A 14063-nucleotide genomic window follows, 5' to 3' on the forward strand; every position below is an offset into this window, starting at 1 on the left:
CGCCGCGAGAGAATCGCGGCGTTTTTGTTTATGGGGTATCGGGTAATGCAGCGTTGATGCTGATGACCCCTTCGCGGGCGAGCCCGCTCCCATATGTACGGTGAACAACCTGTGGGAGCGAGCTTGCTCGCGATGAGGGCTTAACATTCAACATGAGTGTTGACTGTCCCTCCGCTATCGCGAGCAAGCTCGCTCCCACAGGGATTGCGGTGCATTCCGTACACCGCAGACCCAAGCTTTAGCTGTAAACCCGGCCAAGCAGCTGCCGATGGCTTTCAAACTGATCGAGCACGTCACGGGTGATCTGATCCTGGGTGAAACCCATCAAGTCGTAGTCCTGGCTACCGTTATGCAGGTAAACCTCGGCGCGATAGAAGCGCTGACGCGCCTCATCCGACTGTGCCGATTCAGTCGGCGTAGCCAGGTAGCCATCCAGGCTCACTTCGTAGACAAACGGGTTGCCCTCTTCCATCTCGACGCGCACGCCCATGCAACGCTTGGACTTACCCAGCAGCGTCTGAACCTGCAGGCCTTGAGCACGCATTTGCGCCGTCGCATCTTCCAGCGCCGGGCTCACTTGCTTGTCCATGAAGCGCTGCACTACCGACTGGCTCGGCTGCAGGTCCAACTGGGTCAAACGCTCGCTGAAACCACGACGACCGCGCGCCGCCAGCTCCGCTTGCTCCTGTTCGATCTGCACGTCCTGGCGCATGGCCTTGTGCAAGCCGAACATGAAGAACACCAGCACCACCGAGAACGGCAGACCAGCCAGCACCACCATGGTTTGCATGGCTTCGAAGTTACCGGCGAACAGCAGGCCGATGGTCACCAGGGTGATCACCGCCGACCAGAAGATCCGCAGCCAGTGCGGCGCGTCTTCATCGACGGTACCGCCCTTGCACGACAGGTTGGCCATCATCACCGCGCCGGAATCCGCCGGGGTCAGGAACAGCACGAAACCAACGAAAATCGATACGCCGATCACCACCTTCGACGCCGGGTAATGCTCAAGCAACTGGTAGATCGCCATGGACGGCTGTTCCAGCGCCGTTTTTCCAAGCTCCACCGCCCCATGGTTCATCACCAGGTCCAGGGCCGAGTTACCGAAGATCGACAGCCACGCCAAAGTGAAGCCCAGCGGAATCAGCAGTACGCCGGCCACCAGTTCACGCACCGTGCGACCACGGGAAATACGTGCGATGAACATGCCCACGAATGGTGCCCAGGAAATCCACCAGGCCCAGTAGAACAGGGTCCACAGGCCCAACCAGCGGTCGGACTTCTCGGCGTCGCCTTCATACACATAGAGGTCGAAGGTCTTCAGCACCACGCCGTTCAGGTAGTCGCCGACGTTCTGCACGAAGCCGTTGAGCAGGTGCAGGGTCGGGCCGAACAGCAGGACGAAAATCAGCAGGCCGCTGAACAGCACGATGTTCAGGTTGGACAGACGACGGATGCCGTTTTCCACACCCGACACAGCGGCGATGGTCGCCACGGTGCTCATCACGATGATCACGATCAGCAGGTTGGTGTTGCTGTGCTCCATGCCGAACAGGTTTTCAAGGCCCGACGACACCTGCAGCGAACCAATCCCCAGGTTGGTCACCAGACCCAGCAGGGTCACGAACATGCCGAAGCCGTCCACCGCGTGACCGGCCGCGCCCTTGACCCAGCGCTCACCCACCAGCGGATACAGTGCCGAACGCAATGCCAGCGGCTGGTTATGGCGGTAGGCAAAGTACGCCACCGCCAAACCGACCAGCGCGTAAATCGCCCAGCCGTGCAGGCCCCAATGCAGGAACGTCAGTTGTACTGCCTGACGTGCCGCGAGGTTACTGCCAGCCACGCCTTCCGGCGGGTTGAAGTAGTGGTCCAGCGGTTCGGACGCGCCGAAATACAACAACGAGATGCCGATACCCGAGGAAAACAGCATCCCCGCCCAGGCGCCGTAGCTGAAGTCCGGGGTGTCATCCTTGCTGCCCAGCTTGAGTTTGCCGTAGGACGAAAACGCCAGGCCGACGACGAAAATCAGATAGGCGGCAATTACCACCATGTAGTACCAGCCGAAGCTGCGGGACAACCAGGCTTGCGCCGTACCCAGCATTCTGCCGGCCTCTTGCGGGGCGATGATCAGAATGGCGGTCAACAACAGAATCAACGCGGTAGAGGTGTAGAACACCCAACCGTTGACCGACACCTTCTGCGGTGGGGTCTTTATTAGCGAGGCAGAACTCATGGCACAGATGCTCCGGGCAGTGCGAGAGAAGAACGCAAGGCAAACGAGTTACCCGACCAATCGGTTAGTGGGCAGCCGACCAGCGGGTGATATAAAGACACCCCGAAAAAAGCCCGAAACCCCTTGAGCGCCACAGCGCGTAGGTTTCGAGCAGATTCGGAAGTCATTTTTTCCGCCGCTACATGTTGGGAAAATCTGTAGGCAGCGACGATTTGTCGCAGATCTTATTCTTTGTTGATTGAACGTTCAATCAAAACAAAATAGACTGGCCCTCAAGCCGGTAGTCGTTTGACGTCTGCCGGAAGGCCTAAGGAGATGTGCAAGATGCCCAAGGTCGGTATGCAACCCATCCGTCGCCAACAGTTGATCGAAGCCACATTGCTGGCGGTCGACCAGGTCGGAATGGGGGACGCCAGCATTGCGCTGATCGCCCGTTTGGCCGGTGTCTCGAATGGCATCATCAGTCATTACTTTCAGGACAAGAACGGCCTGATCGCTGCCACGGCGCAGTACCTGATGAGTGTCCTCAGCGAGAACGTCACCGCACGCCGTCAGGCGCTGACAGATGCAAGCCCGCGGGCGCATCTGCAGGTGATCATCGAAGGCAACTTCGACGCCAGCCAGGTCAATGGCCCGGCAATGAAAACCTGGCTGGCCTTCTGGGCCACCAGCATGCACCACCCGTCTTTGCACAGGTTGCAGCGGATCAACGATCACCGTCTGTATTCCAACCTGTGCTGCCAGTTCCGCCGCGTACTGCCGCTCGACGATGCGCGCAGTGCAGCCCGTGGCCTGGCAGCCCTCATTGACGGTTTGTGGTTGCGCGGCGCGCTGTCGGGAGATGCTTTCGACACCGGGCAGGCGCACCAGATCGCTTACGAATACATGGATTTCCAACTGGCCAAGCAGGTGAGTTAGAGCACACAGAACGCTCAACCACCGGACCGCGCCAATCACTGATGCACTTGCGAGGACTTTATGGCCCGTTTCGAACTGCAAAAACTCTACATCGATGGCGCTTACTCTGACGCCAGCAGCGACGCCACTTTCGAAGCCATCAACCCGGCTAACGGTGAAGTCCTCGCAAAAGTACAACGTGCCACCTTCGATGACGTCGAGCGCGCCGTCGTCAGCGCCGAAAAGGGCCAGAAAATCTGGGCTGCCATGACCGCCATGGAGCGTTCGCGCATCCTGCGTCGCGCCGTGGAAATCCTGCGTGAGCGCAACGACGAACTGGCCGCCCTGGAAACCCTGGACACCGGCAAGTCGTACTCCGAAACCCGCTACGTTGACATCGTCACCGGCGCTGATGTGCTGGAGTACTACGCAGGCCTGGTTCCGGCCATCGAAGGCGAGCAGATTCCGCTGCGCACCACCTCGTTCGTCTACACCCGTCGCGAGCCGCTGGGCGTCGTGGCCGGTATCGGCGCGTGGAACTACCCGATCCAGATCGCCCTGTGGAAATCCGCGCCAGCCCTGGCGGCCGGTAACGCGATGATCTTCAAGCCAAGCGAAGTCACCTCGCTGACCACCCTGAAACTGGCCGAGATCTACACCGAAGCCGGCGTGCCAAACGGCGTGTTCAACGTCCTGACCGGCAGCGGCCGTGAAGTCGGCACCTGGCTGACCGAGCACCCGCGCATCGAGAAAGTCTCGTTCACCGGCGGCACCGACACCGGCAAGAAAGTCATGGCCAGCGCTTCGAGCTCTTCGCTCAAGGAAGTGACCATGGAACTGGGCGGCAAGTCGCCGCTGATCATCTGTGACGACGCCGACCTCGATCGCGCTGCCGACACCGCGATGATGGCCAACTTCTACAGCTCCGGTCAGGTGTGCACCAACGGCACCCGCGTGTTCGTACCGGCCCACCTGAAAGCTGCTTTCGAAGCCAAGATCGTTGAGCGCGTTGCGCGCATCCGCGTCGGCAACCCTGAAGACGAAAACACCAACTTCGGCCCATTGGTCAGCTTCGCCCACATGGAAAACGTGCTGGGCTACATCGCCAAGGGCAAGGAAGAAGGTGCCCGCGTACTGTGCGGCGGCGAGCGCCTGACCGACGGCGACTTCGCCAAAGGCGCCTTCGTGGCCCCGACCGTGTTCACCGACTGCACCGACGACATGACCATCGTCCGTGAAGAAATCTTTGGCCCGGTGATGGCGATCCTCACCTACGAAACCGAAGAAGAAGTGATCCGTCGCGCCAACGACACCGAATTCGGCCTGGCCGCCGGTATCGTCACCCGCGACCTGAACCGCGCGCACCGCGTGATTCACCAACTGGAAGCCGGTATCTGCTGGATCAACGCCTGGGGCGAGTCCGACGCGAAGATGCCGGTTGGCGGCTACAAGCAGTCGGGTGTCGGCCGTGAGAACGGCATCAGCTCGCTGAACAACTTCACCCGCATCAAATCGGTACAGGTCGAGCTGGGCGATTACGTCTCGGTGTTCTAAGCACTGCGAGGTCTCTGTGGCGAGGGGGCTTGCCCCCGTTGGGCTGCGAAGCAGCCCCTCTCCAGACACCGCAAGTCTTCAGATAGAAAGCAGTCGCAGATTTTACGACTGCTGCGCAGCCGAACGGGGGCAAGCCCCCTCGCCACAGGTTGCGCGGCGTCCAGGCGACAGGCGACCTGAACCAACTTCAAAGAGGGTGCATTCAATGTCCCAAGAATTCGACTACATCATCATCGGTGCCGGCTCGGCCGGTAACACCCTGGCGACCCGTCTGACCGAAGACGCCGGCGTCACCGTCCTGCTGCTCGAAGCGGGCGGCCCGGACTACCGTTTCGACTTCCGCACGCAAATGCCGGCCGCCCTGGCGTTCCCGCTGCAAGGCCGTCGCTACAACTGGGCCTACGAAACCGATCCAGAGCCACACATGGACGGTCGTCGCATGGAGTGCGGTCGCGGCAAGGGCCTGGGCGGTTCTTCGCTGATCAACGGCATGTGCTACATCCGCGGCAACGCCATGGACTACGACGGCTGGGCGAAACTGCCAGGCCTGGAAGACTGGTCGTACCTGGACTGCCTGCCCTATTTCCGCAAGGCGGAAACCCGTGACATCGGCCCGAACGACTACCACGGTGGCGAAGGCCCGGTCAGCGTGACCACGCCAAAAGCCGGCAACAACCCGCTGTTCCACGCCATGGTTGAAGCCGGCGTACAGGCCGGTTACCCGCGCACCGAAGACTTGAACGGCTACCAGCAGGAAGGCTTCGGCCCGATGGACCGCACCGTGACACCGAAAGGTCGTCGTGCCTCCACCGCCCGTGGTTACCTGGACGTCGCCAAGAAGCGTTCGACCCTGACCATCGTCACCCACGCCCTGACCGACAAGATCCTGTTCGAAGGCAAGCGTGCGGTCGGCGTGCGTTACCTGGTGGGCGACGCTGAAGAGCGCGTTGAAGTCAAAGCACGCAAGGAAGTACTGCTGTGCTCCGGCGCCATCGCTTCGCCGCAGATCCTGCAACGCTCCGGCGTCGGCCCGGCCGAACTGCTGAACAAGCTCGACATTCCGGTGGTCCACGACCTGCCGGGCGTCGGTGAAAACCTGCAGGACCACCTTGAGCTGTACCTGCAATACGCTTGCACCCAACCGGTCTCGCTCTACCCGTCGCTGCTCTTGCACAACCAGCCGGCCATCGGTGCCGAGTGGCTGTTCAACGGCACCGGCATCGGCGCCAGCAACCAGTTCGAAGCCGGCGGTTTCATCCGTACCCGTCCGGAATTCGAATGGCCGAACATCCAGTACCACTTCCTGCCGGTAGCGATTAACTACAACGGCAGCAACGGCGTGAAAGAGCACGGCTTCCAGGCGCACATGGGCTCCATGCGCTCGCCAAGCCGTGGTCGCATCCAGGCCAAGTCCAAGGACCCACGCCAGCACCCGAGCATCCTGTTCAACTACATGGCCACCGAGCAGGACTGGCAGGAATTCCGCGACGGCATCCGCCTGACCCGTGAAATCATGCAACAGCCGGCGCTGGACGCCTTCCGTGGTCGCGAGATCAGTCCGGGCATCGAGGTGCAAACCGACGAGCAACTGGACAAGTTCATCCGCGAACACGCCGAAACCGCGTTCCACCCGTCCTGCTCGTGCAAGATGGGCACCGACGAGATGGCCGTGGTCGATGGCGAAGGTCGCGTGCATGGCATGCAAGGCCTGCGCGTGGTCGATGCCTCGATCATGCCGATCATCACCACCGGCAACCTGAACGCACCAACGATCATGATGGCCGAGAAAATCGCCGACAAGATCCGTGGTCGCAAGCCATTGCCGCGCAGCACAGCCACTTACTATGTGGCCGGTGAAGCGCCGGTGAAGGGCAAGCCGGTGCGGGAAGTGAGCCAGATCGCTTAAGGCATAACACCGCGGTACGGCTATTCGCGAGCAGGCTCGCTCCCACATTTGATCTGTTTACGACTCAGATCCTTTGTGGGAGCGAGCCTGCTCGCGAAGGGGCCTTACCAAGCAACACATATCTCCCGCCCCTCCCAGTAATCCCTCCCAACACCGCACCACCCTTGATCCTCCCCCCCTCGCAGGCCTAATCTAGCGCCACGCAATCGTTTCACCCCTTCCCCTCGCAGCACCGCGCCATCACCACTCCATACCCAGGAGGTTCACGAATGTTCGACTTCTACCCCCAGCTCAAGCAGCGCTTCGCTGCCTTGCGCACGGGTGCTGAATTCTTTTCCCTGCGTTATGTGCGCGAATCCGGGCAGTACCTGTCGGTGCGCAAGAACGTCGCAGAACCGCCGAGCCTGAGCCGTGACGAAGGGGCAATGCTGACCGTGCGGGTCAATGGCGTCGAGGCTTATGCGGCGACCAACGATCTGTCACAACAAGGCCTGCAGGCCGCCCTCGAGCGCGCCGAACTCCAGGCCCGTCGACTCAAGCCCCACGCCTTGCTGGACCTGCGTTCGCAGGCTGTTTCCAGCGACCGTGCCGATTATTTTTCGCCGAACCTCGACCAGCCCTTCCCGTCACTGAACGACTGCTACCAACTGCTCGGCGCCGAGTCGGCCGCCGTGCCCAGGGACGAGCGTCTGGTGAACTGGCAGGTCAGCCTCGGCATCACTCACGTCGAGCAGATTTATCTCAATAGCGCCGGTGCCGAACTGCGCCAGGCGCAACGCTTTGTGTACCCCGGCCTGGACGTCACGGCCTACGACGGCAACGACAGCCAGACCCGCAGCCTGGGGCGCGAGAACTTCGGCCAGCAAGGCGCGGCAGACGTTATCAGCCGCTGCGGCCTGATCGGTGCCGGCGCCCAGGTGGCTGATCAGGCGCTGCAACTGCTGCTGGCGCCAAACACACCGCAAGGCAAGCGCGACCTGCTGCTGATGCCCGACCAGATGATGCTGCAAATCCACGAATCCATCGGCCATCCGCTGGAGCTGGACCGCATTCTGGGAGACGAACGCAATTACGCCGGCACCAGTTTCGTCAAAGCCGAGGATTTCGGCCGACTGCAATACGGCTCCGGCCTGCTCAACGTGACCTTCGACCCGGAGATCCCCGAAGAACTCGCCAGCTATGGCCATGACGACGACGGCACGCCCGCCAGCAAACAGTTCCTAATCCGTGAAGGCCTGTTGCTGCGCCCGCTGGGCGGTGCGTTGTCGCAATTCCGTGCCGGCATGGACGGCGTCGCCAACAGTCGCGCCTGCGGCTGGAACCGTCCGCCGATCGATCGCATGGCCAACCTCAACATCGAGCCGGGCGATCAGTCCATCGAGCAGCTGATCGGCGGTATCGAGCACGGCGTGCTGATGTCGACCAACCGTTCCTGGTCGATCGACGATGCCCGCAATAAATTCCAGTTCGGCTGCGAATGGGGCCAACTGATAGAAAACGGCGAACTCAAGGGCGTGGTAAAGAATCCCAATTACAGGGGCATCTCCGCGCAGTTCTGGAAAAGCCTCAGCGCCGTCGGCGATGCCAGTACCTTCAAGGTCCTCGGCACACCGAATTGCGGTAAGGGCGAGCCGAACCAGGTGATCCGCGTCGGCCACGCGTCACCGGCCTGCGTGTTCAGTAACGTTGATGTATTCGGAGGAGACGCCTGATGCATCCGTCAATCAGCCAGTCCGCATCGTTCAAGGCGCTGGTCAACAGCCTGCGTGCAGCGCTTCACGAGCCCGAACAGTTCACCCTCAGCTACGCCGCCGAATCCTCGGCCTTCATACGTTTCAACCACGCCAAGGTGCGTCAGGCCGGTCAGGTGCAGCAGGCGAGCATCGGCCTGAAACTGATCAACGAAGGCCGCCATGCCGATCTGCAAATCACGTTGGCCGGCGATCCCCAGGTTGATCTGCAACGTTTGAACGAAGGCCTGCAACAGCTGCGCGATACCTTGCCGTTGTTGCCTCCAGACCCGTATCTGCTGCTCAACCACAATGGCTGGCAGAGCAACAACGTGCAGGCCCAACCGCTGCCGGACACCGAACAGGTGGTCGCGCAAATCACCCAGGCCGCCGAAGGCCTGGATCTTGTCGGTTTCTACGCTGCCGGACCGATCAGTCGTGGCTTTGCCAGTTCTTCGGGCGCCTTCGGCTGGCATCAGGCCAACAGCTTCAATTTCGACTTCAGCCTGTTCCACGAGAACGGCCAGGCAGTAAAAGCCAGCTATGCCGGGCAGGACTGGAACAGCGAAGGCTTTGCCAAACGCTTCGAGCAAGCCCGCGAGCAGCTTGAGTTTCTGGGACGGCCGCTACGCACTTTGGCGCCCGGCCAGTACCGCGCTTACCTGGCACCGGCGGCGCTGGAAGAGATCATGGGCATGCTGTGCTGGGGTGGTTTCTCGGCACAGTCGATTGCCAGCAAAAGCAGCCCGCTGCAAAGGCTCTACGGTGGCGACAGCGCGTTCAGCCCGCTGGTCTCGCTGGACGAAAAAGTCAGCGGCTCACTGAGCCCGGCGTTTTCCGATGAAGGTTATCCGCGCAGCGACCTGGGGTTGATCGTCAACGGCAAGGCCGGGGCACAACTGGTCAGTTCGCGCAGCGCCGCGGAATACGGTTTGACCGCCAACGGCGCCAGCGGCGGTGAATCCCCGAGCGCGCTGAACATGAAAGCCGGGGCATTGCCTGACGCGGACATCCTCAAGCGGTTGGGTACGGGGCTGTACATCAGCAACCTGTGGTACCTGAACTTTTCGGATCAACCGGCCGCACGCCTGACCGGCATGACCCGCTTCGCCACGTTCTGGGTCGAGAACGGCGAGATTCAGGCACCGGTCAACACCATGCGCTTTGATGACAGCGCCTTCAGCCTGCTCGGTTCGCGGCTGGAAGCGTTGACCGCGGAGCGGGAGTTGTTGTTGTCGGCGAGTACCTACAGCCAGCGGGCGACGGCTTCGGCGCTATTGCCTGGGGCGTTGGTCAGCCGATTGACTCTGACCCTGTAAACGCAATACCTGTGGGAGCGGGCTTGCCCGCGAAAGCGGCGGATCAGTCGACATTGATGTTGAATGTTACGGCCTCTTCGCGGGCAAGCCCGCTCCCACAGGGTCCGGTTACCTGACCACCACAAGAGGTCCCATGCCCAACCGCCCGCCTCTCGACGCTGTCACCGCCCGCTGGATACCCTGGGTCGTCGCCATAGCCTTCTTCATGCAGTCCCTCGACGGGACGATCCTCAACACCGCCCTGCCGGCCATGGCCCGCGACCTGGCCGAGGACCCATTGCGCATGCAGGGGGTGATCATCGCCTACATGCTCACGGTCGCCTTGCTGATCCCGGCTTCGGGCTGGATCGCCGACCGTTTTGGCACCAGGAAGATCTTCTTCAGCGCAATCCTGCTGTTCAGTCTCGGCTCGTTGCTCTGCGCATTGTCGAGCAGCCTGAGCCTGCTGATCGGCGCCCGGGTGATCCAGGGCCTGGGCGGAGCGTTGATGCTGCCGGTCGGGCGGCTGGTGGTGCTGCGCGCCTACCCGCGTTCGGAACTGGTGCGGATCATGGGCTTCATCACCATTCCCGGGCTGCTCGGCCCGCTGATCGGCCCGACCATGGGCGGTTGGATGGTGCAGTACCTGACCTGGCACTGGATCTTCCTGATCAACCTGCCGGTGGGGCTGGTCGGTTGCTACGCCGTATGGAAATTCATCCCGGACCTGCGCGGCTCGGAACGCACCCGTTTCGACAGCCTGGGCTTCGTGCTGTTCGGCGCGGCGATGATTCTGATCACCATCGCCATGGAAGGCCTGGGCGAGTTGCACCTGCCGCACCTGCGGGTAATGTTGCTGCTGTTCGGCGGCATGGCGTGCCTGGCGGCGTACTGGCTGCGCGCCGGGCACATCGAAAACCCGTTGTTCGCGCCGTCGCTGTTCAAGACCCGAACCTTTGCCGTGGGCATTCTCGGCAACCTGTTCGCCCGCCTCGGCAGCGGCGCCCTGCCCTTTCTGGTGCCGTTACTGCTGCAAGTGGCGCTGGGCTACTCGCCGTCCCAGGCCGGGATGAGCATGCTGCCGCTGGCCGCTGCGGCGATGATCGCCAAGTGGGTGGCGCGGCCGCTGATCGAACGTCTGGGTTACCGCATCGTGCTGACCGGCAATACCCTGGCACTGGGCATCATGCTGGCGAGCATGGGCCTGGTCAGCGAGCAGACGCCGTATTGGCTACTGCTGTGCCTGCTGGCGATCCTTGGCGCGATCAACTCCCTGCAGTTCACCGCGATGAACACCGTGACCCTGATCGACCTCGACGACGCCAGCGCCAGCAGCGGCAACAGCCTGCTGTCGGTGGTCGCGCAATTGTCCCTGAGCCTGGGCGTTGCCTGCGCCGGTGCGTTGCTCGGCGGCTTTACGGCGGAGATCGGCAATGATGGCGTGGAGACGGTTTTGGGCGCGTTCCAGCTGACCTTTGTGACCGTTGGAATCATGGCGATGCTGGCCGCGACGATCTTCTCGCAGCTGTCAAAGAATGACGGACGGCGTGTTAAACGTCCGGAAGAGCACATAGAGCCTTAGGGCGAATGGCCATCGGACTGGTACACTGCGCGACATTTTGTTTTGCAGGCCAGTCCCGTGACCACCATCGCCACCGAATTTAATACTTTGCCGCTGTCTGCCGCCATGCTGGCTAACCTCGAATCCCTCGGTTATGCCCAGATGACGCCGATCCAGGCGCAAAGCTTGCCGGTGATCCTCAAGGGTATGGACCTGATCGCCCAGGCCAAGACCGGCAGCGGCAAGACCGCGGCCTTCGGCATCGGCCTGCTGAACCCGATCAATCCGCGCTACTTCGGTTGCCAGGCACTGATCCTGTGCCCGACCCGCGAGTTGGCCGACCAGGTCGCCAAGGAAATCCGTCGCCTGGCCCGTGCCGAAGACAACATCAAGGTCCTGACCCTGTGCGGCGGCGTGTCCCTCGGCCCGCAGATCGCTTCGCTGGAGCACGGCGCGCACATCATCGTCGGCACTCCGGGGCGCATCCAGCAGCACCTGCGCAAGGGCTCGCTGGTCCTTCACGGCCTCAACACCCTGATCCTCGACGAAGCCGACCGCATGCTCGACATGGGTTTCTACGACTCCATCGAAGAAATCATCATGCAGGCCCCGGAGCGTCGCCAGACCCTGCTGTTCTCCGCGACCTACCCGGTGGGCATCAAGCAGCTGGCCTCGAAGTTCATGCGCAACCCGCAGCAAGTGAAGGCCGAAGCATTCCACGACGACACACAGATCGAGCAGCGCTTCTACGAAATCTCCCCGGATGACCGCATGAGTGCGGTGACCAAGGTACTTGGCCACTTCCGCCCGGCGTCCTGCGTAGCCTTCTGCTTCACCAAGCAGCAGGTTCAGGAAACCGTCGATCACCTGACCGCCAAAGGCATCTCCGCCGTTGGCCTGCACGGTGATCTGGAACAGCGTGACCGCGACCAGGTGCTGGCGATGTTCGCCAACCGCAGTACTTCGGTACTGGTCGCCACCGACGTCGCGGCCCGTGGTCTGGACATCGATTCCCTGGACATGGTGATCAACGTCGAGCTGGCCCGCGATTCGGAAATCCACATCCACCGCGTCGGCCGTACCGGCCGCGCCGGCGAGAAAGGCCTGGCGATCAGCCTGGTGGCGCCGTCCGAAGCGCAGCGTGCACAAGCTATCGAGCAATTGCAGAAAACACCGCTGACCTGGGATCAGGTGGACAACCTCACCTCCAAGGGCGGTGGTCCGCTGTTGCCGCAGATGAGCACCCTGTGCATCGCTGGCGGCCGCAAGGACAAGGTCCGTCCGGGCGACATTCTTGGCGCACTGACCGGCGACGCCGGCATCCCCGGCGCCCAGGTCGGCAAGATCGCGATTTTCGACTTCCAGGCCTATGTGGCCGTGGAGCGCGGCGTCGCCAAACAGGCCTTGCAGCGTTTGAACGACGGCAAGATCAAGGGCCGTTCGTTGCGCGTGCGCATCCTGTAAAAACGCATCGCCCCCTGTAGGAGCGAGCCTGCTCGCGATGGACGACAGAACACCGCTGGGTATCAGACACCCCGCGTTATCGTTGACGTCCATCGCGAGCAGGCTCGCTCCTACAGGTTTGTTTTGTGGTGAATCATCAAGAGGACACCGTTTTGCGCTCTACCGAAGTCGTGATCATTGGCGCTGGCGCCGCAGGGTTGATGTGTGCGCTGACCGCCGCCGGGCGCGGGCGCAAGGTGCTGCTGCTCGACCACGCGAACAAGGCTGGCAAGAAAATCCTGATGTCCGGCGGTGGCCGCTGCAATTTCACCAACATGTACACGGAACCGGGCAATTTTCTCTCGCAGAATGCCCATTTCTGCAAATCCGCCCTGGCTCGTTACACCCAGTGGGATTTCATCGGCATGGTGGCCAAGCACGGCGTGCCGTACCACGAGAAAAAACTCGGCCAGTTGTTCTGCGATAACAAATCCAGCGACATCCTCGAAATGCTGCTGAACGAGTGCGACCAGGTCGGCGTCAGCCTGCACCTGGACACCTCTATCCAGACCATCGAGAAGCTCGAAAACGGCTACCTGCTGGACACGACGCTCGACCAGATCACCTGCGAATCCCTGGTGATCGCCACCGGCGGTCTGTCGATCCCGACGCTGGGCGCCACCGGCTTCGGTTACCAGGTGGCCAGGCAGTTCGGCCACGAGCTGCTGCCGACCCGCGCCGGCCTGGTGCCATTCACCATCACCGATCAGCTCAAGGTGTTGTGCACCGAGTTGTCCGGTACCTCGGTGGATTGCCTGGTGAGCTGCAACGACCAGAGCTTCCGCGAGAACATCCTGTTTACCCACCGCGGCCTCAGCGGCCCGGCGATCTTGCAGATCTCGTCGTTCTGGGAGTCCGGCGATACCGTCGAGATCAACCTGATGCCCGATCACGACGTGCCGGGCTGGCTGCAACAGCAACAGGCCGAACGCCCCAACAGCGAGCTGAAAACCCTGCTCGGTGAAATCTTCACCAAGAAGATGGCCAACCTGCTGGCGGACAACTGGTTCGTCTCCAAACCGATGAAGCAGTACACCCACGCGGAACTGGCTGACATCGCCGAGAAACTGGCGAGCTGGAAAGTCGTGCCGGCGGGCACCGAAGGTTATCGCACCGCCGAGGTGACCCTGGGCGGCGTCAACACCAATGAAGTGTCGTCCAAGACCATGGAATCGCTGAAAAGCCCGGGCCTGTATTTCATCGGTGAAGTGCTGGATGTCACCGGGCATCTGGGCGGATTCAACTTCCAGTGGGCCTGGGCTTCGGGCTACGCGGCGGCGCAGTACGTCTGATTCAGAAACCTACACAATCCCCCTGTGGGAGCGAGCTTGCTCGCGATGGCGGCCTATCAGTCAACATCTCTGTTGAATGTTATGGC

At 61.8% G+C, this 14063-nt stretch carries 9 protein-coding genes; 8 read left to right on the top strand and 1 reads right to left on the bottom strand.

Annotated features, from left to right (window positions below; all coding sequences use genetic code 11):
* Positions 1–238 precede the first annotated feature (238 nt).
* Positions 239–2179, bottom strand: a complete 1941-nt coding sequence (locus KW838_RS08625; protein ID WP_240629017.1) for a BCCT family transporter — start codon at positions 2177–2179, stop codon at positions 239–241.
* A 381-nt stretch (positions 2180–2560) separates the two neighbouring features.
* Here KW838_RS08625 and betI point away from each other — a divergent pair, with 381 nt between their 5' ends.
* The 8 genes from betI to KW838_RS08665 all read left to right on the top strand — a co-directional run bounded on the left by betI (position 2561) and on the right by KW838_RS08665 (position 13977).
* Positions 2561–3154 (top strand): transcriptional regulator BetI, encoded by a 594-nt coding sequence (gene betI, locus KW838_RS08630; protein WP_007975486.1) that lies wholly within the window; start codon positions 2561–2563, stop codon positions 3152–3154.
* A 60-nt stretch (positions 3155–3214) separates the two neighbouring features.
* Positions 3215–4687, top strand: coding sequence for a betaine-aldehyde dehydrogenase (gene betB / locus KW838_RS08635; RefSeq protein WP_102700682.1), 1473 nt, complete (start codon positions 3215–3217; stop codon positions 4685–4687).
* Positions 4688–4892: 205 nt separating this feature from the next.
* Positions 4893–6593 carry a choline dehydrogenase gene (gene betA / locus KW838_RS08640; protein ID WP_102700681.1) on the top strand — a complete coding sequence of 567 codons (1701 nt, stop codon included), beginning with the start codon at positions 4893–4895 and terminating at the stop codon, positions 6591–6593.
* Positions 6594–6862: 269 nt separating this feature from the next.
* A complete protein-coding gene (locus KW838_RS08645; protein WP_102699226.1) occupies positions 6863–8305 on the top strand; it encodes a TldD/PmbA family protein in 1443 nt (480 codons plus the stop codon).
* Entirely contained in the window at positions 8305–9642 is a 1338-nt protein-coding gene (locus KW838_RS08650; protein WP_218500899.1) for a TldD/PmbA family protein, read from the top strand. The genes KW838_RS08645 and KW838_RS08650 overlap by 1 nt, the downstream gene beginning before the upstream one ends.
* 133 nt (positions 9643–9775) lie before the next feature.
* The gene (gene mdtD / locus KW838_RS08655; RefSeq protein ID WP_007975478.1) at positions 9776–11203 is read left to right on the top strand and encodes a multidrug transporter subunit MdtD; all 1428 of its coding nucleotides are present in this window, start codon (positions 9776–9778) and stop codon (positions 11201–11203) included.
* A gap of 105 nt (positions 11204–11308) precedes the next feature.
* Positions 11309–12646: an ATP-dependent RNA helicase DbpA gene (dbpA, locus tag KW838_RS08660; RefSeq protein WP_238540823.1), complete on the top strand. Its 1338-nt coding sequence runs from the start codon at positions 11309–11311 to the stop codon at positions 12644–12646.
* Positions 12647–12798: 152 nt separating this feature from the next.
* A complete protein-coding gene (locus KW838_RS08665) occupies positions 12799–13977 on the top strand; it encodes an NAD(P)/FAD-dependent oxidoreductase (protein ID WP_218501018.1) in 1179 nt (392 codons plus the stop codon).
* Positions 13978–14063: the final 86 nt, after the last annotated feature.

The organism is Pseudomonas sp. PDM27, from assembly GCF_019219205.1.
GTDB classification, from domain to species: domain Bacteria; phylum Pseudomonadota; class Gammaproteobacteria; order Pseudomonadales; family Pseudomonadaceae; genus Aquipseudomonas; species Aquipseudomonas laurylsulfatiphila.